This is a genomic window from Haloferula sargassicola, from assembly GCF_040362925.1.
Lineage (GTDB): Bacteria > Verrucomicrobiota > Verrucomicrobiia > Verrucomicrobiales > Akkermansiaceae > Haloferula > Haloferula sargassicola.
On record NZ_BAABRI010000015.1, the window covers coordinates 48,354 to 68,063 of the forward strand.

Annotated in this window: 16 protein-coding genes; 6 read left to right on the forward strand and 10 right to left on the reverse strand. The window is 66.1% G+C overall.

Annotated features, from left to right (window positions below; all coding sequences use genetic code 11):
• The first annotated feature begins 34 nt into the window (after positions 1–34).
• Positions 35–1,189 carry a DUF4332 domain-containing protein gene (locus ABXH26_RS13580; protein ID WP_353567622.1) on the forward strand — a complete coding sequence of 385 codons (1,155 nt, stop codon included), beginning with the start codon at positions 35–37 and terminating at the stop codon, positions 1,187–1,189.
• Here the strand turns inward: ABXH26_RS13580 and ABXH26_RS13585 are convergent.
• From ABXH26_RS13585 to ABXH26_RS13600, 4 genes are all read right to left on the reverse strand, one after another.
• Complete coding sequence (locus tag ABXH26_RS13585; protein WP_353567623.1) at positions 1,179–1,976, reverse strand: MBL fold metallo-hydrolase; 798 nt, start codon at positions 1,974–1,976, stop codon at positions 1,179–1,181. The two genes, ABXH26_RS13580 and ABXH26_RS13585, sit on opposite strands and share 11 nt — an antisense overlap.
• Complete coding sequence (gene pdxA / locus ABXH26_RS13590) at positions 1,973–2,839, reverse strand: 4-hydroxythreonine-4-phosphate dehydrogenase PdxA (protein ID WP_353567624.1); 867 nt, start codon at positions 2,837–2,839, stop codon at positions 1,973–1,975. Before pdxA ends, ABXH26_RS13585 begins: the two co-directional genes overlap by 4 nt.
• A gap of 7 nt (positions 2,840–2,846) precedes the next feature.
• Entirely contained in the window at positions 2,847–3,884 is a 1,038-nt protein-coding gene (locus ABXH26_RS13595) for a peptidylprolyl isomerase (RefSeq protein WP_353567625.1), read from the reverse strand.
• A 130-nt stretch (positions 3,885–4,014) separates the two neighbouring features.
• Positions 4,015–4,452: a hypothetical protein gene (locus ABXH26_RS13600; RefSeq protein WP_353567626.1), complete on the reverse strand. Its 438-nt coding sequence runs from the start codon at positions 4,450–4,452 to the stop codon at positions 4,015–4,017.
• A gap of 132 nt (positions 4,453–4,584) precedes the next feature.
• On the opposite strand from ABXH26_RS13600, the gene ABXH26_RS13605 reads away from it, so the two are divergent.
• The 3 genes from ABXH26_RS13605 to yihA all read left to right on the forward strand — a co-directional run bounded on the left by ABXH26_RS13605 (position 4,585) and on the right by yihA (position 6,674).
• Positions 4,585–4,758: a zinc ribbon domain-containing protein gene (locus ABXH26_RS13605; RefSeq protein ID WP_353567627.1), complete on the forward strand. Its 174-nt coding sequence runs from the start codon at positions 4,585–4,587 to the stop codon at positions 4,756–4,758.
• Positions 4,755–5,756: a glycosyltransferase gene (locus ABXH26_RS13610; RefSeq protein ID WP_353567628.1), complete on the forward strand. Its 1,002-nt coding sequence runs from the start codon at positions 4,755–4,757 to the stop codon at positions 5,754–5,756. The genes ABXH26_RS13605 and ABXH26_RS13610 overlap by 4 nt, the downstream gene beginning before the upstream one ends.
• A gap of 327 nt (positions 5,757–6,083) precedes the next feature.
• Positions 6,084–6,674, forward strand: a complete 591-nt coding sequence (gene yihA, locus ABXH26_RS13615; RefSeq protein WP_353567629.1) for a ribosome biogenesis GTP-binding protein YihA/YsxC — start codon at positions 6,084–6,086, stop codon at positions 6,672–6,674.
• 16 nt (positions 6,675–6,690) lie between these two features.
• On the opposite strand, the gene ABXH26_RS13620 is transcribed toward yihA, so the two are convergent.
• From ABXH26_RS13620 to ABXH26_RS13630, 3 genes are all read right to left on the reverse strand, one after another.
• On the reverse strand, positions 6,691–8,832 hold the full coding sequence (locus ABXH26_RS13620; protein WP_353567630.1) for an AMP-binding protein: 2,142 nt from the start codon (positions 8,830–8,832) through the stop codon (positions 6,691–6,693).
• Between the two features lie 105 nt (positions 8,833–8,937).
• Positions 8,938–10,404, reverse strand: coding sequence for a rhamnulokinase (locus tag ABXH26_RS13625; protein WP_353567631.1), 1,467 nt, complete (start codon positions 10,402–10,404; stop codon positions 8,938–8,940).
• Positions 10,405–10,420: 16 nt separating this feature from the next.
• Positions 10,421–11,173 (reverse strand): DeoR/GlpR family DNA-binding transcription regulator, encoded by a 753-nt coding sequence (locus ABXH26_RS13630; RefSeq protein ID WP_353567632.1) that lies wholly within the window; start codon positions 11,171–11,173, stop codon positions 10,421–10,423.
• Between the two features lie 100 nt (positions 11,174–11,273).
• Here ABXH26_RS13630 and ABXH26_RS13635 point away from each other — a divergent pair, with 100 nt between their 5' ends.
• Positions 11,274–13,466: a bifunctional rhamnulose-1-phosphate aldolase/short-chain dehydrogenase gene (locus ABXH26_RS13635; protein WP_353567633.1), complete on the forward strand. Its 2,193-nt coding sequence runs from the start codon at positions 11,274–11,276 to the stop codon at positions 13,464–13,466.
• Positions 13,467–13,518: 52 nt separating this feature from the next.
• Here the strand turns inward: ABXH26_RS13635 and ABXH26_RS13640 are convergent, their stop codons facing one another.
• From ABXH26_RS13640 to ABXH26_RS13650, 3 genes are all read right to left on the reverse strand, one after another.
• Complete coding sequence (locus ABXH26_RS13640; RefSeq protein WP_353567634.1) at positions 13,519–14,844, reverse strand: MFS transporter; 1,326 nt, start codon at positions 14,842–14,844, stop codon at positions 13,519–13,521.
• 62 nt (positions 14,845–14,906) lie between these two features.
• Complete coding sequence (locus ABXH26_RS13645) at positions 14,907–16,202, reverse strand: SGNH/GDSL hydrolase family protein (RefSeq protein WP_353567635.1); 1,296 nt, start codon at positions 16,200–16,202, stop codon at positions 14,907–14,909.
• Positions 16,203–16,255: 53 nt separating this feature from the next.
• Positions 16,256–19,300, reverse strand: coding sequence for a hypothetical protein (locus ABXH26_RS13650; RefSeq protein WP_353567636.1), 3,045 nt, complete (start codon positions 19,298–19,300; stop codon positions 16,256–16,258).
• A gap of 133 nt (positions 19,301–19,433) precedes the next feature.
• Here ABXH26_RS13650 and ABXH26_RS13655 point away from each other — a divergent pair, with 133 nt between their 5' ends.
• Positions 19,434–19,709, forward strand: a complete 276-nt coding sequence (locus ABXH26_RS13655; RefSeq protein ID WP_353567637.1) for a hypothetical protein — start codon at positions 19,434–19,436, stop codon at positions 19,707–19,709.
• Position 19,710 lies beyond the last annotated feature (1 nt).

Genomic DNA, 19,710 nt, shown 5'->3' on the forward strand with positions numbered 1-19,710 from the left:
CAGCCACCTGCTTTGTTTTCCGACACCCTGATTCATGGCCGCCCTGAAAACCATCTCCGGCATTTCCGCCGCTGAAATCGAGCTGCTCGAAGCCGCTGGATATCTGGAAACGAGTCACCTCGAGCCGGTCAACGCCGGACAACTCCTCACCGAGCTGGAGAAGGCGAATGCCATGCTCAAGATCGTCGAGAAGCTGCCCACCAAGCGGCGGATCGAGGGCTGGATCGACCGTGCCAACGGTCGCAAGCCGGCCGGTGCCAAGAAGACGGGCGGCAAGAACCGGAAGGAGCCGGAGGAAGCGCCCGCGGAAGCAGCCGAAGAGGTCGTTGCCGATCAGATCGCTTCCGATGAGGAAGCCAAGCCGGATTGGGTGGACTACGAGGCGGTCGACGAGGTCCTGGACATGATCTCCCGCTCACCCCTCGCCGTGCCTTTGCCGGCCGAGCAGTTGGCGGAGCAGGGCATCGCGCCGTCGGCCATCCTGGTCGCGCCGGTGCTGAATCGGGCCGCCGGAGATCTGGAGATCCGGGTCACGGCACGCAGCCGCCGCGCGGAAGTGGGCAGGCCCCGCGGTTTGACCCAGGGTGCCCCGCTTTCGAAAATGATCGGCGAGGCCGAGGCGAACAAGCGGCGGGGAATCGACACCAGCCGCGTGCGTTCGATGACCGAAGCCGACGAGGACGACATCGAGGCACCGGCGCCCTTGCCGCGTGGCGAGGTGGACGAGCGATTGAAACTGCTCACCACCGCCCGCGAGTCCACCAACCGCGGCCGCAGCCGGGACAGCCGGTTTTTCATCCGCGGGGTGCTGCACGACCGCCCGTGGCTGGTCATTTTCGGCTCGTTGGTGGTGCTCCTGATCACGCTCGACGTCCCGCTGGCGGTGATCGGATCCATCCTGCTGGTGCTCTCCGAACAGATGCCGGATCCGATGGGGTGGGTGCCGAAGTGGTTGCTGGTCTTTCCCGCACTCCTCGCTGTCCTGGGCGTGCTCTACATGACCGTCTCGGTGCGGGTGAAATGCCGGGTCTGCGGCCAGCGCGAGTATGTGCCCCGGCACTGCCGCAAGCATGTGAAGGCGCACCACGTCCCCGGCCTCGGCCATATCCTTCCGCTCGCCGCCCACGTGTTGCTCTTCAAGTGGTTCCACTGCACCTTCTGCGGCACCGCGGTGCGCATCAAGGAGTGAGGCCGGCGCGCTCCCAGCAGGGAAAAAACGGATTGTAGCGCCGCTCCAGCGCCACGCGGGTCGCCGACCCGTGGCCGGGAAGAATCAGCGTGTCCTCCGGAAGTTGACGGATCGCCCGGGCGATCGTGCCGCAGGCGGTTTGGAAAACGCCGGCATCGGGGCAGCCGCCCATCGAGCTGGCAAAGATGGCGTCGCCCGAAAGGAACACGGTTTCCTCCGCTGAGGAAGCAAGGCGAAGTTCGTAGCCGACCGCGCGGGGATGATGGCCAGCCAGGTCGTGGACGGTGATTTCGAATGGCCCGGCCTCCAAGCGAGCCGGGGCTTTGGGAGAGGAATTCGGAATTTCCGAGGGGAGGGCGGCGAGCCCGCCGACATGGTCGCGGTGCGGGTGTGTGATCAGGACCCGGCCAGGGACCCTGCCGTGCAGCGCGGCGAGCAGGTCGCGGCCGTGCAGGCCGGCATCGACCAGCAAGGAAAAGCCGTCGTGGGAAAGCCGCCAGGCGTTGACCGTCTCGTCCTCGAAGGGGAGTTCGAGGCGCTCGACCCAAGCGGGGAGTTCCGGAAACGGACGATCGCCGCCAAGGGCGCGGAGGCCTTCGGCCGAAAGGCCGGTGGCCGAGGCCAGCTCATCGAGCGGCACTTCCGGCAGGCGGGCGTCGAGCTGGCGGCGGAGCTGGGCGAGATTCCATCCGAGCTTCGACGCGACGGCGGCCGGCTCGAGATCGAGGCCGATGCACGCTTTGCGCAGCACGTCCGGCAGCTGGTCGTAGAGCGTGATCGTCATCATCGCCCAAGCTGGGCGGCCAGGCGGATCGCGGCCAGCATCGAATGATGGGAGGCAATGCCTTTGCCGGCGATGTCGAAGGCGGTGCCGTGGTCGGGGCTGGTCCGCGGCTTCGGCAGGCCGAGGGTGACGTTCACGGCGGAGTCGAAATCGACCAGCTTGAGCGGGATCAGGCCCTGGTCGTGGTACATCGCCAGCACCGCGTCAAAGCGACCGTGGACCGCCTCGCGGAAGATCGCGTCGGGCACGCCGGGGCCCAGGAAAGTGCCTTCGCCGGTCGCATTGAGGGTCTCGATGGCGGGACCGATGAGGTCGATTTCCTCGCGCCCGAATTTGCCGTTCTCGCCCGCGTGGGGATTGAGTCCGGCGACGCCGATGATCGGGGCACGGCTGGTGCGGAGCCGGGAAAAGCCCGCCAGCAAGCGGCCGACGCGGACGATTTCCTCCTGGGTCAGCGCCGCTGCAACCGAGGCGTAGGGAATGTGAATGGTGACCAAGCCCACCGTGAGGCGGTCGCCGCTGAGGCACATGGCGAAGTTCTTCGTGGCCGATTTTTCCGCGAAAAACTCGGTCTGGCCCGGATGGCGGAAACCAACCCGCTCCAGCTGGAACTTCGACACCGGGCCGGTGACGACGGCAGCGACGGTGGGATCCCGGGCCCAGCGATCGCCGGCCTCTTCGAGCGCCCGCAGGCTCTCGGCAGCCGAGGCTTCGTCGGGGCGGCCAGGCACCCCGCGGGAGGGATCGCCCACCACCTCGAACTCGAATCCGCCGGGAAGCTCGGGTGAGGCCAGCGCGGCGCGGATCACCTCGGGTCCGATCCCGGCGGGGTCGCCGAGCGTTATCAGGATCCGTCGGCCGGGCATCGGGGCGTTACTTCAGCTTGATGTCGATCATCGCGTGCCGGCGCAGACCTTTGATCCACTCGTCGTAACGCTCGGAGGTTTTTTTCGCGCGCACGCGCTGGTCGATGAGTTCCTTCACCTCGGACAACGGCGGTGCGGGCCCCTTGTCGATGCGCTCGACGCGGGCGATGGTGAAACCGACCGGGTCCTCGAGCGGGCCGAGGATCTTGCCCGGCTCGGCGCTGAACAGAATGGCGGCGAACTCGGGCGAAAGGTCGGTGCGCGGGACATTCGTCTGAAGACCGCCCTCGGCGGCAAAGGCGTCGGCCGAATATTTCGCGGCCAACTCCGCGAAGTCCTCGCCGGCCTTGAGTTTCTCGGTCACCATTTCCGCCTGCGCCAGCTGGGTCTCCGGACTGGCCAGGGGATTGGCGGCATCGACGCGCGGGATGAAGATCTTGCGGTAGTCGAGCACGTCCTTGGTGGTGTCGCGCAAGGCGTCCTTCGCGATCTGATATTCCGCCTGGATTTCCGAAGGCACCGGCGGCGGCGCGTCCTTGAATTTTTCCTGGCGCATGGCCTGGACGATCATTTTTTCCCGCGTCAGCTCGCGGTAGGACGCCATGCTCATGCGGGCCTTGGCCAGCTCGTCGATCAGCTTCTGCTTGTCGCCGTTGTAAAGCTCCCGGATCTGGCGCTGGAGTTCCTGCTCGACCACGCGGTCGGGCAGCTTGGCGCCCTTTTGCTCGCGTTCGCGGAACTCGCTCATGATGAGCTCGCGGTCGATCAGCTCGTTGAGCACCTTGTCCTTGGCCGCCATCAACTGTCGGTCGAACTCCGGGCCGCGCCGCGGAAACTCGGCCATCAGCCGGTTGATCTCGGGGCCGAGCATCACACCGACCTCCTTGGCGGTGATCGACTGGCCGTTGACGGTGGCGGCGATGCGGTTGACTTCCACCAGGCCGCCGCCCTGAGGTGCGGGCGGTGCAGGTGCCGGAGTTTGACTCCAAGCGGGAGCCAGCAACAGGCAGGTCAGGCCGAGGAACCGGAGGGTTGTCGTAAGCACGGGGGGATCGTTTGCCGGGCGGACGTTCGATTGCAAGCGGCGAAAATTCCGTCGCCGTCGCGGATCGGGCCGCGAAAAAGCCCCGTCCGGGTGACCCGGCGGGGCTTGAAACGGGATTCGTGATCCGAGGTTACTCGGGCTGGGCCGGAGTGGCTTCGGTGGCCTCTTCCCGCGCCGCGTTCACGGCATCCTTGGCCTTGTTGATGGCGTCCTCGGCAGCGTCCTTCGCGTCCTCCGCCAGGTCCGCGGCCTTGTTGGCAGCGTCGGCGGCTGCTTCGCTTGCCTGGTTGCCGGCATCCGCGGCCGCGTCCTTGGCGGCGTCAGCGGCATCCTTGGCGGCATCGACCGCTTGGTCGCCGGCGGCCTTGGCCTCGTCGGCGGCTTCATTGACCTTGTCCATGGCCTCCTCGGTGGCGGCCTTCATCGACTCGCCGGCTTTGTCGGCGGCATCGGACACGGAGGAGGCGGCATCGGACATGTCCTCCTTCATCTTGGTTTGGTCGGACTCCGAGCAGGCGGCGAAAGCCAGGGGAAGGCCGGCCAAAAAGAGTGCTTGTGTCAGTTTCATTTGCGTTGCTGGTTTCAGGGGTTGCGTCGTCAGTTCGTGGCGGAGGATCTCCGCCCTGACGATCCGGTCTAACATCCCGGCACCGGTAGCGTCAAACTTTCACCCCATTCTGTCAGCCCAGATTTCGTTGTGATGGAAACCGTGGAAATCCAGTGTCCGACCTGCTTCGAGTGGTTCGAGGTGGCGGTGCCCGAGACCGGCGGCCGGACGGTGGAAATGGACTACGACTGCGAGGTCTGCTGCCGCCCTCTGGTCATCGTGGCCGGACCCGGGGGCGTGTGGGCGAAGTCCCTCAGCGACGGATGAGCCCGCGGGTTTCTGTCGTGCTTCCGTTTCGCGACGCTCAGGAAACGCTCGCCGCGGCGGTCGAGAGCGTCCTGGCGCAGGATGAAGGCGATTTCGAACTGCTGGCCGTCGATGACGGCTCGGTGGATCACTCCCGGCGGGTCGTGGAGGCTTTTTCCGATCGGCGCATCCGGCTTTTGAACAACCAGGACGCGCCCGGGATCGTCGGAGCCCTGATGACCGGTGTGCGCGCGGCCCGGTCGGGTTGGATCGCCCGCATGGACGCGGATGACGTTTCGCATCCGGAGCGGCTGCGGCTGTGTCTGGATCGCGCCGAGGCCGGCGATGAACCGGGGGTGGTGAGCGGTCGGGTGCGCCTGACGAGTGCCTTGGGCGAGGGGATGCAGCGCTATGTCGATTGGGTCAACGGGCTTGCCGACCACGAGGCGATTTCGCGGGCTCGCTTCATCGAGTGTCCGTTGGTCCACCCCTCGACGCTGATTCGCCGGAGTTGGCTGGAACGGGTGGGCGGCTACCGGGATCGACCGTGGGCGGAGGATCACGACCTGTGGCTCCGGTTGCTGGCGGCGGGCTGCCGATTCGCGCGGATCGCCGAAAGGGTGCTCGACTGGCGCGATTCTCCGAAACGAGCGACCCGCAGCGATCCCCGCTACGGCGACAAGGCCCGGATCGCGATGCGGGCGCAGCATTTGGCGCAGCTGGAGGGAATCCGGAAACACGGGGCCTGGATCGCAGGGGCGGGGCCGACCGGGAAGCGGTTGCGGCGGGCTCTCGCCGCCGAAGGCGTGCGGATCCATGGCTTTGCGGAGGTCCACCCGCGGCGAATTGGGCAAAAGATCCACGGCCTGCCGGTGCATGCCTGTGAGCCCATGCTGGCCCTGCGGGGACGGGCCACGGTGATCGGCGCGGCGGGCGGGGAAGCCGCCCGCATCCGCCTGCGCCGGTGGGCGGGGGATGCGGGCCTCATCGAGGGCGGCGACTTCTGGCAGGCGACTTGAAGAAAAGGAACACCGCTGTGCCGTCCCCGGCATTGTGAGCCACGTTCCAGTGTCTCAGCAGGTGGGGCGGTTGGCCCGCTCGCGGACTTCCAGTGAAGGCATGTCCTTGAGTCGGATCCAACGGGTTGCCCCGTATTTAATCGAGTCGGTCCGGGCACGTTGCCGTAGTCGGACGAACACAGCAGTTGGAGGGAGATTACCGGGGCCGCCGGGCTTGGCAAAACGTTTCGTCGCTTGGATCAACGCGCAATTACGTAACGAAATCCACAGCAGTTTTCGCTTGCGCTGGACCGCTCCGGCACCTGCTGCCACGGTCGATTTTCCACGATGAAAATCACCTCCGCCGAATTCGAAACCAGCGCCGCCGGCATTGACGACTGCCCGGCGTGGAGCCTGCCCGAGTTCGCCTTCATCGGGCGCTCGAACGTGGGGAAATCCTCGCTGCTCAACCTCCTCGCCGGCCGCAAGGGCCTGGCCAAGGTTTCATCCACGCCGGGGGCCACCCAGCTGGTCAATTTTTTCCGCATGAACGGCAGCTGGGCCCTCGTCGATCTGCCGGGCTACGGCTATTCGAAGACCCCGCAATCGATCCGCGCGGGGTTCCAGGAGGCGGTGTCCGGCTACCTGCTGAACCGCGAAAACCTGCGCTGCGTGTTCGTGCTGATCGACTCGCGGCATTCACCCCAGGAGATCGATCTCCGGTTCTGCGGCTGGCTGGCGGAGCAATCGCTGCCCTTCGTGCTGGCCTTCACCAAGACAGACAAGCTCAAGGCCGGCAAGGTGAAGTCCAACGTCGGGGCCTTCGTCTCCGACCTGGCGGAAATCTGCCACGGGGAACCTCGTGCTTTCCTGACTTCCACCAAGTCGGGCAGCGGCCGCGGAGAGGTGCTCGATTTCATCGGCCAGGCGATGCGCTGAGGCCGCGAGCGCTCCTTCAATGCTCGGCCAAGGTTTGGCAGCCCTTGAGGTCGAGCTTGCCGGAGGCGAGGACGGGGATTTCGGTGACGGGGACGATGGCCTTGGGGCACCAGAGGGAGGGCAGGCCGGCGTCCATGAGCTTGTAGCGCAGATCGATGCACTCCTGCTCGAGGGCTTGGCCGGCGATGGTGGAGAGGAGGATGATGGCCTCGCCCTTCTGCTCGTCGGGCACGCCGACGATGGCGATCTTGCGCTCGGCTTCGGAGTCGAGCCCGAGGGCCTTGTTGATGGCGGCCTCCACCGTTTCATGCGGCACCATTTCCCCGGCGATCTTCGAGAAGCGCGTGATCCGGCCCTCGATGTGGAGAAAGCCGTCTTCATCAATGCGGCCGACGTCGCCGGTGCGGAACCAGCCGTCTTCGGTGAGCACCTCGGCGGTCTTCTTCGGGTTGTCGAGGTAGCCGGGGAAGACGTTGACGCCGCGGAACCAGATGATGCCCTGCTGGTCGATCGGGCAGGCCCTGTCAGTGGCGGGATCGGTGAACTTGACGGCGATGCCGGGCAGCATTTGGCCGACGGTGGACTTGCGGGAGGAGGGCAACTGGATGGCTCCCTCGCGCGCCGGCGGCTCGGGCAGGTTGACGTTGGTGGCGGGCGAGGTCTCGGTGAGGCCGTAGCCTTCCTGCGGCATGATGCCGAAACGCTCGTGGAAGGCGTCGGCCAGGTTGGCGGGGAGTTTTTCCGCCCCGGTGACGACCAGCTTGAGCGACTTGATCTGCTCGGGCTTCACCCGCTTCATGTAGCCGCGCAGGAAGGTGGGCGTGGCGAGCAGCAGGCTGACCTTGTGGGCTTCGATCAGTTCGCCGAGGCGCTTGGTTTCCAGCGGGTTCGGATAGGTGACGAGCTGCAGGCCATCGATGCAGGGGAACCACAGCGTGACGGTGCTGCCGAAGGAGTGGAACAGCGGCAGGCAGCCGAGCACGGAATCGCCGGGGCCGGCCTGGAGGCGGGTGGCGAACTGGCAGACGTTGCCGAGCACGTTGCGATGGGAGAGGACGACGCCTTTCGGATCGCCGGACGAGCCGGAGGTGAAAAGCAGGACCGCTTCGTCGTCGCCCTTTTGTTTGCCGATCCCGAACAGGGTGGCAATCGTGCCGACCGGGAGGATTTTCGACAGCACGGCCCAGGTCACGATCTTCTTTTTCAGGCTGGGCAGGACGCGCTCGATGAAGATCAGGTCGCGGTTCGGCGGCCACGGGAACGAGGCGACCTTGCGCACGAATGGATCGGCGGTGATGTAGCGATCGACGCCCGACTGCTTCATGGCCGAGCGGATGGCTTCGTGCCCGGCGGTGAAGTTGAAATTGACGGGCACCTTGCCGGCGAAAAGCACGGCGAGGTTCGCGACCATGCCGGCCTTGCCGGGCGGAAGGACGATGCCGATCCGGCGGGCATCGGTCTCGGCACGGAGGTATTTGGAAAACACCAGCGCGGCGGCGAGCAGCCGGTCGAAGCTCAGGTCGGAGTCGTCCGAGCCATCGTGAATGCGGGTCTTCGAGTGCTTCTTGAGCCCCTGCAGAACGGCCATCGCCAGCGAGGACTTGAATAGCGAGCGGCCCGAGTAGGCCTCCTCGGAGGCTTCCAGCATGCCTTGGCGGATCGCCGCGCCGGACGCCTGCTTCTCCGGAATCGGGCGGCCGATGGCAAACACGACGCGGGGAAGGTTGGCCGGCTTTTCCACCGACAGGCAGGTCGAGCGGGGCGTGTCGATGCCGACCGGCAGCGTGGGCAGCTTGAAGGCGCCCAGCGTGGTCAGGGTTTTGCCGGGGATCATGCACGGCGTGCCGGCGCGGGTCACGGCCGGGCCGGGGACGAAGACGAGCACGCCGCGATCGGCCAGCGAGCCCTTCAGCTGCTCGCCGATTCCGAGCGGATCGCTGTCCTGATCGGAGAACACGGCGCCTGAGCCGGACTTCTCCAGGAAGCTTCGGACCTCGGGATCCATGGGCGCGTTTTCCTCGATCAGCCACGTGACGGGCCGCCCCTCGAACAGCTGGTGAAACGCCGGAAGGTCCTGAGCCTCAAGCCTGCCTGGCACGACAAGGCAGCCGGTGGCGGGGATGCGGTCGCGATGGAGGATCTGAACGGCGGAACTCATGATTGGCGGGAAAGGCGGGTCGTCGGCGTGACGAGATGTGGCCCGGAAATCGCCGCCAAGCACGGATTTTTTGTGCCTTTGTGACCCCGTCCCGGCGGCCCGCGCTCAGGCAAGGATTCCCCGGAACCGCCCCAGCGCCTTCTCCCAGTCGCCCGACTGTCGCGGCTGGTAGGTCTGGAAATCGAACGATCCGCGGATCAGCCGGCGCCCGGCGGCAAGGTCGGGCAGGTGCCCGGTGGCGATCATCTGGACGATCAGGTTGCCGCAGGAGGTGGCCTCCACCGGGCCGGCGAGCACCTCGATCCCGCAGGCATCCGCCGTGGCCTGGGTCAGCGCGGCGTTCTGGATGCCTCCGCCGCCGGCGTGGAGCCGCGGGAAGTCCTTGCCCGAGAGCTGGCGGAACGAGTCGAGCACCACGCGGTATTTCAGCGCCAGCGATTCCGTCGCCACGCGCAGCACCTCGCCTTTCGATTGCGGCACGCATTGGCTGGTGCGCCGGCAGAAATCGCGGATCCGGCCGGGCATGTCGCCGGGGGCGGAAAAAACCGGGTCGTCGGGGTCGATGAAGGCGCGAAACGGCTCGGCGGCGTCGGCCAGCGCGACCAGCTCCGCGTAGCCCAGGTCCGCGCCTTCGAGCGCCCATTGCCGCCTGCACTCCTGGATGAGCCACAGGCCGGCGATGTTTTTCAGGAAGCGGACCGAGCCATCGACGCCGAGTTCGTTGCAGCAGCGGGCGGCGAAAGCGGCGTCGCTGCGGATCGGCTGGCGGGTCTCGAGACCCATGATCGACCAAGTGCCGGAAGACAGCCAAAGCTGATCCCCGCCCTCCATCGGGATCCCCGCCACGGCCGCAGCGGTATCGTGCGAGGCCGAGGCGACGACCGGCACTCCGCCGAGACCGGTGGCCCGCCGGACTTCCTCACGGAGCGGGCCAAGAACGGTTCCCGGAGCGACGATTTTTCCGAAGATCCGCCGCGGGAGGCCGAAGGCATCGATCACCTTCCACGACCATTCTCCGGTCGCGGGGTCGAGAAGCTGGGAAGTCGATGCAATCGTTCGCTCAACAGCCATTTTCCCGGAAAGCCAGTAAGCGATGAGATCCGGGATGAAGAGAAGCCGGTCCGCGTTCTTCAGGGCGGGGGAGTCGAGCTGTTTTTCCGCGAAGAGGTGGACGGCGGAGTTGTAGAAGTTGGTGGTGATGCCGGTGTGGCGGTAGAGTTCCGGCTCAGGCATCAGCGCGTGCATTTTCTCCGGCATGCCCTCATGGCGCGGGTCGCGATATTGGTGCGGCAGGCCGAGCAGGCGGCCGTGGGCGTCCAGCAGGCCGTGGTCGCAGCCCCAGGTATCGATGCCGATCGCCACGATGTCGTCGAAACGACTGGCGGCGAGGCGCAGGCCTTCCTGGATTTCCCGAAACAGGCCGAGGATGTCCCAGAAAGAGCCGCCGGGCAGGTCGGTGCCGGGGTTGTCAAAACGATGGATTTCCTGGAGTCCGATTTTTCCGGAAACGAGGCTGCCGGCGATCACGCGGCCGGAGCCGGCGCCGAGGTCGATGGAGAGAAAGGTGGGCATGGGTTGGGTTTTTTGGTCACCAGCTCACCCGGAAGGGCAGGGTGCTGCTTTTGCCGCGGAAGAAGGGCTGGGCACCGGGATCGGTCACCACGGCGTCGATCTCACTGGGCCGGGCGAAAAAATAGTCGCTCCTGAGCCCCAACTTGGTGTGGTCGAGCAGCGCGCACGACCAGCTGGCGTGGCGCAGCATGAGCGACTTCAGGCGTGCCTGGTCGGGATTCGGCTCGCTGACCCCGCGGTCGAGGTCCATGCCCCGACCCGAGAAGAAGAAGCGGTCGATCCGCAGCGACAGCACGGCATTTTCCGTGATCAGCCCTGAAAACCGGCGGCCTTTCGCCTCATAAGTGCCGCCCAGCTGGACGAGCTCGAGATCCTGCCGGCTGGCCAGACGTTCGGTCACGGCCAGCGAATAGGTCACCACCTTCAGCCCGGCCGGCAGCCGGGCCGCCAGCTCGAGCGCGGTGGAGCTGGCATCGAGCAGGATGGTCTCGCCCTCCGATACCAGCGCCGCGGCCAGCGAGGCGAGGTGCTGCTTTTCCTGCGCCTGGAGGCCCTCACGCTCATGCTGGGAAAGCTCGGGCAAGCCGGCCGAGGGGGCCAGGGCACCCCCGTGGGCCCGGTTGAGAAGACCCCGCTTGGCCAGCAGGTCGAGGTCGCGACGGATCGTCTCCTCGGCGACGCCGAAATGACGGGCCAGGTCGGTGGTCCGGACCGTGCCGGACTCCGTGGCGCGATTCAGGATGGCTTGATGACGTTCGGCGGGAAGCATCTCGGGATGACTCAGGGAATGTGGGATTTTGTGGGAAAGTGCTTGCTTGCGTGGTTTTGGGCGGTCAGGCAGGGCGGCGTCAATTCGAATCCTTCCATCCATGCCCGAGTTCAAACACGTCAGTTATTCATGGGACGACGATCTTGCCGCCCATCTCGATCCGGTGGAGCGCCTCGTCTATCGCTCCAACCTTCTCGGCGGTGACCAGCGGGTCACCAACACGGGCGGCGGAAACACCTCGTCGAAACTGATCGAGACCGATCCCCTGACGGGAGAAGACGTGGAAGTCCTGTGGGTGAAGGGCTCCGGAGGCGACTTGCGGACCGCCAAGCGGGAGAATTTTTCCTCGCTCTATCAGGACAAGCTGAGGTCGCTGCAAACGGTGTATGCCGGCAAGCCGGAAAAAGGCCTGAAGTCGCCGGCGGAGGACGAGATGGTCGGCATGTACACGCATACCACCTTCAACTTGAACCCGCGGGCCTCGTCGATCGACACGCCGCTGCACAGCTTCCTGCCGGGCAGGCACGTGGATCACATGCACCCGAATGCGATCATCGCCATCGCCGCCTCGAAGCACTGCGAGGAGCTGACCCGGGAGATCTTCGGCGGGGAAATGGCCTATGTGCCGTGGATGCGGCCGGGCTTTGAACTCGGACTGGCGATGGAGGAAATCGCGAAGTCGCAGCCCGATCTGAAGGCGATCATGATGGGCCAGCACGGCTTCATTTCCTGGGACGATGACGACAAGGTCTGCTACACGAGGACGCTCGCGTTCATCGAAAAGGCCGCGGATTTCATCGAGGCGAAGTACCAAGCCAGGGGAGGGGACGCCGCGGCCTTCGGTGGAGCCAAATACGAGACACTGCCGGAAGCCGGGCGGAAGTCCGCCTTCGCCGCCATCCTGCCGTGGCTGCGGGGACAGGTTTCGCAGCAGAAGCGGTTCATCGGCACGGTTCAAGACGACGAAAAGATCCTGCGCTTCGTGAACTCGGCGGACGCGCCCCGGCTGGCCGAGCTGGGCACCAGCTGCCCGGACCACTTCCTGCGCACCAAGATCAAACCCCTCTATATTGAGTGGAATCCCCAATCCGAGGACCTGACCGCCTTGAAGGAAAAGCTGGCCGCAGGTCTGGACAAGTATCGCGCCGATTACGCGAGCTACTACGAGACCTGCAAGCACGCCAACTCGCCCGCGATGCGCGATCCCAACCCGACCGTCGTTCTGATCCCCGGCCTCGGCATGATCGCCTGGGGCAAGGACAAGTCCGAGTCGCGGGTCACCGCCGAGTTCTACAACTGTGCGGTGGAAGTCATGCGTGGAGCCGAGGCGATTGATGAATACATCTCGCTGCCCCAGCAGGAGGCGTTTGATATCGAATACTGGCTGCTCGAGGAAGCGAAGCTGCAGCGGATGCCCGCGGAAAAGGAACTCGCGCGGCAGGTCGTCATCGTGATCGGTGCCGGCTCCGGCATCGGCAAGGAAACGGCGCACCGGCTGGTGAAGGACGGCGCCCACATTGTCTGTGTGGACCTCAACGAGGAGGCCGCGAAGGCCACGGCCAGGGAAATCACCGACCGATATGGAGTCGGGATCGGCGTGGCCGGCACCGGCGTTTCCAATTGCGGTCCGGCGACTTCGTTTGCCGCCAACATCACGGATCGGGCGAGCATCCGCGCGATGCTGGACCAGGTCGCGCTGGCCTACGGCGGCTTCGACCACATCTGCGTGACCGCCGGCATTTTCGTCCCCAGCGACACCACCGGGCACATCCCCGATGAAAAGTGGGCGCTCACCTTTTCCATCAACGTCACCGGCAGCTATCTGGTCGGCGACGAGGCCGGCAAGACCTGGCGCGAGCAGGGGCTGCGGGGCAATCTGGTGCTCACCACTTCCGCCAATGCCGCCGTCGCCAAGAAGGGCAGCCTCGCCTACGACACCTCGAAGGCCGCGGCGAACCACCTGGTGAGGGAACTCTCGATCGAGCTTTCACCGCTGGTGCGCGTCAATGGCGTGGCGCCGGCCACGGTGGTGCAGGGATCGGCCATGTTCCCGCGGGACCGGGTCATCGGCTCGCTCGCGAAGTACGCGATTCCCTACAGCGAGGACGAGGCGACCGAGTCGTTGGTTTCCAAGCTGGCCGAGTTCTACGCCGACCGGACGCTGACCAAGAGCCCCATTACCCCCGCCGACCAGGCCGAGGCCTATTTCCTGCTGGTGACGCAGCGGCTCAGCAAAACCACCGGCCAGATCATCACCGTCGATGGCGGCCTGCACGAGGCCTTCCTGCGCTGATGCTTTCTCCAACGCATCAAGGCGTCGGTGGCTTCGGCTGCCGGCGCTCCCGTCACGCCTCCGCGGGCGCAGCCGGGGTTTCCTCCGGCGGTCGGCGCTCGATCTGGCGGATGAGCAGGAGGTAGGCGGCGATGCCGACGAGGTAGAGCGCCGAGGTGACGAGGAAGACCTGCCAGTAGGCGATCTCGTAGGTTCGTAGGAGTTGGAAGGTGCGGGCGGCGAGCCACCACGCGCCGCTCCAGATGGCGCCGCTGCAGGCGCTCATCAGCTCGCGGTTCTGCTCGCCGACGTAGCTCATGGTCAGCTCGCTGGTCGAGGGACCGGCCATGCTCATCAGCGGCTGGCGGACGATGAAGCAACCGATCGCGAGGGGAAGGGACCAGCTCGCAGCCCGGACCAGCTCGGTGAGGCCCATGATCGCCAGCAGGCAGACGGCGACGCCCTGCACCCCGAGGATCGCGCCGCGCCAGCCGAAGCGTCGTTTCACCTCCGGGACGATCAGGCCGGCGAGGAAAACGAGCACATTGCTGATCGAGCCGTAGCCGGAGTAGGCGGTCGAGCTGACGCCGTGGACGTGGCTGAAGAAGAGGTTAAGGAACTGGATGCTGAGCCCGGCGCCGGTGGCGATGCACAAGGTCGGCACCAGGGCGCGCAGCAGCACGGGCCAGTCAGCCGCGCCGACGTGCAGCCAGTGTTTCCGCGGAGCCTGACGGCCGGGCGGGTCGGGGAGACGGGCGTAGAAAACAGGGGCGCTGAAGGCGACGAGCGTCAGCACCAGCAGGGTCGCGTGTTCATCGAGCGGGACCGACCAGCCGCCGAGCTGGATGCTGCCGATCGCCTGCAGGGTGGTGGAAAGCACGCCGCCGCAGACGCTGGCCGCGGCCCAGCTGGCGAAGAGCAGGCTGAGGGCCTCGCTCGATTGATCGGCCGTGGTGAGGCGCATGGCCATGGGCAGGCTGCCGACATTCAGCAGCAGGCTGGACAGCCCCATCAGCAGGAAGGACAGGGTGGCCAGCGGCATGGCCCCGAAGCGCACCGTTTCCAAGGCGAACAGGGCGGAGCAGGGGAACAGGATCGAGCCGATGAGCAGCGGCCTGCGCAGGGGCCGGCCGCGCAGCCACAAGCCGGCGGGGAGCGCGAGGAAGAGGGTGGCGACGAAGCGGTTCGAGCCCAGCGCGGCGATCTCCGGGTCGTCGAGGCCCAAACTTTTCAGATAGAGATTGAGGAGAAGGAACTGCGCGGTGTTGATCAGATTGATCATGAACTGCCCCGCGGCGAAGTGGTGGACCGAACGGGGCAGTTGCCGGTAGCGGTCCAGCCAGCCCGGCAGCCGGAACCGCCGGGGCGGCTCGGGGGCGTCGGGCATCGGGCGGCTCATGGCGGCGGGAGATAGGGGAGTTCCCGCCGCGAGGCGATGTCATATCCCGGGAAAGGGACGACTCACTCGAGCGGCTTGAGGGTGATCCGGTGTTCGACCGGCTGCATCGAGGCGGCGAGGTCGGCGGCCAGCTTCGAGTGCACCTTTTCCGTGAGGTCGGCGATGGTGTCCATGTCGATGGCCGCCTCGGGGCCGTGGAACAGGTCCTTCACCTGACGGGTCTCGTAGTTCTGCTTCTGCTCGGCGGCCTTCCAGACCTTGCGGAAGGGTTCGAGCAGCGGGTGCTCGATGAAGTCGGCCGCGAGGTTGACGCCCTTGGCCAGATCCTCGGCGGAGTATTCATGCGTTTCCTTGCCCCAGGTCACGGCGTAGCGGTCGGCGGTCGGGCGCTCGATCGTGAGCGTGAAACGGTTCAGCTCGGCGTCGAAAGGCACCAGCGCGAGTCCGGCCCGCAGGCTGTCGTCATCGGTCAGCTCGCCGGCACCGGCGGAGAACGGAAAGCGCGAGCTTTTCACCGTGATGGTGCCGTTCGACATGCCCTCGACCTCATGCCCGCCGCTGCCCCGGGCGCGATCGCCGACAACGGTAATGCCACCGAGGTCGCCATCGAATCCGAGGCCCTTCAGGAAGGCGTAGGCCATGGCGACGTGGCCGGCCCAGCCGGGGTGGACGCCGTCATTGCCGGCGAGCTTGAAATCCGGGCTGAGCTCTTCTTTCGCCCGCCAATGGGCGACCAGCATCGGCTGGAAAACATCGGCGAAGTAGGTTTTTTCGCGGCCGGCCAGGGCGATGTCGAGGTTGCGGAACCGTGACAGCGACTGGTTGAGGTTGAGCGGCGTGCAGGCGGGATTGCCCTGCCAGCCGGGCACCATGGCGATGATGCCGGGCGAGCCGAGCACGACCGTCACGTCGTCCTGCTTGAACTTGCGCACGACCTCGGTCTGGTTGCGGAGGTATTCGTCGGCGATGCCCTGCTCGAAGGGCACGTAGCGGAAATCGTTCATGCCATAGCAGGTGGTGGCGACGTCGGGATCGAAGCGCAGGACGTCGTTCTCCATCCGGTTCAGGAAACCGCCGGCCGTTTCACCTCCCCAGCCGAACTGGCGGCAGGTCACCTCGAGCTGCGGCATGCAGGCGGTGATGTAGGCCTCCATGATCAGCGAGTAGCGCTTCTGCTCGGTGATCGAGTCGCCGCAGATCGCGAGCTTGTCGCCTTTCTTCAGCAGCAGCCCGGGCGTCGCCGGCGCGGGATCGAGGGAGTAGTCGGCGAAATACGGGTCCGCCGGCAGCGTCGATGTTTCCTTGGCGAAGAGGCAGGTGGTGGCGGCAAGCGTGGTGAGGGCGATGGCACGGAGCATGGGGCCGCATACGCAGCCGCCGACCGCGACATTTCCGAGGAGCTTGTCAGCACTCAGGGCACCAGCTCCATGCGCAGCCGGTAGAAGCCGGCCGCTTCGCCCGTGAGCGGAAAATCATAGCCCTGCCCGCCTTCGACGTCCTCGGGAGCGACCGCGGGTGTCAGGCCGGACCACTCGCCGGCACCGATCTTTTCAGCAATGACCTGCCAGTCGCCGGCCAGAGCCGAAGTATGCTCGAGAAGATATCTCACGTCGTCCGGCGGGGTGGCCGGCAGCCGGACGTGGACGTGGCGGACGTCGGGCAGGCGGACGACCTCGCCCACGCTGTCCGGGATGTCCGGGGCCGTGCCCATGGCGTGTTCGAAGAGGTTGCTGAGCCCGTCGCCATCCGGATCGTCCTCCGCACCTCGGCGGGTGGGATCGGCGATGCCGGAAACGCAGATTTCGAAGGGGGTCAAAGTCGGCGGGTTGGGATCCGGATCGGCGATCACGCCCGTCATTTCCGCGGCGATCAGGAAACGGTCGTCACCGCCGGTGGTTGCGGCGTTGAGGGCATGGATCGCCAGCACGTTGGAGCCGTTGGAAAGCGTGCCGGGCGGCAGGTCCAGCGTGAACAGCTTCGACGACAACGCGGCTTCATCAGGCCGGTCCTCGGATGCGGTGCCGTTCCAGGCCGGCGTGCCATCGCCGGCGTTGTCGCGGGCGACTTCGGTGCCGTTGATGTAGGCCACGAAGCCGTCGTCATACTTCATCCGGAGTTGGAGCGAGAGGACGTTTTCCGGAGCCACCATCAGATAGAACGGGATGCGGACATAACATGTGCTGCCGCCCGCACTCATCGTGTCGCTGAGATCGAGATGAAGCTCTGGTTGGAAAAAGGAGTTCCCGCTCAGGTCGTAACCGGCACCGAGATTGCCGCTGGTCCAGGCGAAGTCGTTGAACAGTGGGTCGGACCAGCCGGCCGGTGGCTCGGCCGAGGGCACCAGCACCCGGGCGTAGGCCGCGGGCGCCGCGAAGGTGGCGCTCTTGAAGTGCGCGGTGAGCGACACCTCGGCGAAGCCGACGGAGGCTCCATCACTGACCTCCAGCCGCATCCGCACCGGACTGTAGGCGGCGGTGAAACGGAGAGCCGGCCGGGCGACGTCCGGCGACGAGAGCTGGCCGGGACCGGAGAGAACCCGCCAGGTGTAGGTGAACCCGCCCGCCGCAGGGTCATCGGGGACGAGGGGCGAGAGCGTGGCCTGATTGCCATAAACATCGCGATCCAGCCCCAAATCGACGGCGGGCACGCGGAAGCCAAAGGTGGGAGCGGCATCATCGACTGCGACCGTCACGATGTCGTTCACGGAAAAGTCGCCGAGGCTGCTGGCGAAGCGGACCTGATAGATCCCGGGCACGGAAAACACGGCATCGGTTGACGAGGCGGACGGATCGCTGAAGTTCACCGAACCTCCCGCGGGAACTTGGATGGCCTGCCAGGAGACGATGCCACCACGGGCGATTCCCTCGAGCCGCAATCCGGTGCCGAAGGGCAGGCTGACCTGCTCCGCCGCCGGTGACACGATCTCCGCAGCGAACGAGGGGTCCTGCGGCGCGGTGACCCGCAGGTCGTATTCGCCGAGGCTGCCGTATCCGGTGTAGCCGGCGGGTTCGTTTCCGACCCCGGAGACCGCAAGGAAATAGGTCCCGCCGGGCAGGGAGGTGGCGATCGCGGCATCCAACGCATCGGCCGGATCACTCACCGCCACTTCGTTTCCCGCGGCATCCCACAGCTCGAGGCGAAGATCGAGGTCGGGGTGGACCTTGATGGGGTCCGCCGCGGCGGTGACCACGCCGCCGGTGGTCTGGAAGCGGAACACGTCCCGGTCGCTGTCCCGCTCGATGTAGCCCCAGCCCTCGAGCGTATCGACCTCGATGATCTCCATCGCCGTCGCCGCGGCCGGGGTGCCGGCGTGGTCGTCGGGGTAGTAGCCGAAGCCATTGCGCGGGCTGCTGATGATTTCGAGGTCGTCCTCGGTGTTGGTGGCGCCGGCATACTCACCACGGCTCCATTGGGAAACGGCGGCATTGTAGGCGGCACCCATGATGGGGGCCCAGTGTTCGTTGCCCCGGTGGTATTCGCCCTCGGCCCCGCCATCGTGGCGCAGGCCGAGGGTGTGCCCCGCCTCGTGGGCGGCGGCTTCGGCGGCGAAGTCGGCCCGATCGGAGAGCTGGTCGGTGAACACCCAGGCCGGCGGATCCATCAGCGGGCTGCCGAAGGTATCGATGTAGGCCACCCCGCCCGAGCTGCCGTACCATTCATTGTCCGGCGTGAAGACGACCATCACCCGACGGTTCACCGGCGCGGCCTCGTAGGCGGCGCGGTCGGTCGTGACGTTCACCTCGAAGGGCGAGTAGTCCTCGGAGACGCCGAGCCAGATATCCTCGATCTCTCTGGCGGAAAAAGGAGCCGCGCCGGCGACGAGGGGCGCGCCCCCGTTGTAGGATGAATTCCAGTGGGTGCCGCTGACCGTTTCACCGTCGAAATCCAGATAGATCACCGCCGTGGCGCCATCGATGCTGTGGAGGAGGGGGATCGAAAGTTCGTCCTTTGATTGGAGGCCCCGCTTTTTTTCAAAACCGAGCATCGGCGGGAGCCCGGCCGACTCCGGGCTGCGGGCTTCGCCGTGGCAAAGCAGGGCGGACTTTTCCAAGGGCGTGACCGTGGTGCCGGACGAGTCGCCCTCCAACCGCCACCCGCCGCCCTCGGCATGCGGGACGACCCGCGCCTCCCAGCGATCGCCGAGGGAAACGAGATGAAAGTCGCCGCCATCCGCCAGGCGCAGGCTGATGGCGCGCCGACCGTCGGGAAACTGGTGCTCCTGCGTGATTCGGCCCGCATGGACGCCATCGAGGTCGAAGGGTAGCTCGACCCGCGAACCTCTCCCGCCCGTGATACCCCCGGCCGGGTTCCACGGGGCGATTTTTTTCAAGGAGCGGAACGGGACCGCGGCCGGAGCATCGGACGCATGCGGCGGAGTCGGCATTTCCCGAAGGACCACCAGGCCCACGGCGACAACAAACAGGAACGGGACGGCGGAAAGATGATGGCAGCGCATGAACTCGGCGGGCGGGGTCCATGACTTCCAATCGTTATCTTTTTGAAAGAGATCTCATAACTGACCAAATTATCAAAAAACGCGAATTTCTTCGGGCTGGCCGCACAGCTGGGGTCCGCCCACGCTGTTTCCGATGCCGAAAGATCCGAGCCAGTGGGAAATCGACAAGGCGGTGGCGGCGGGGATCCTCGCCGACCGCGGAAAGCGCCGGCTGTTCCTCGGTGGTTTCGCGGTGGCGATGATTGCCATGCTGATTTTCGGCCTGTTTGCGATCGATGAGTGGCTGGCGGAGTCGATCCTGCGCTTTGCGGTCTACTGGGCCGCCTGCGGGGCCCTGTGCCTGTTCGTGCTGCTGTTCGCCTTGTTCGATGCGCTGAGCGTGATCCGGGAGGAAAAGGAACGCTCCTGAA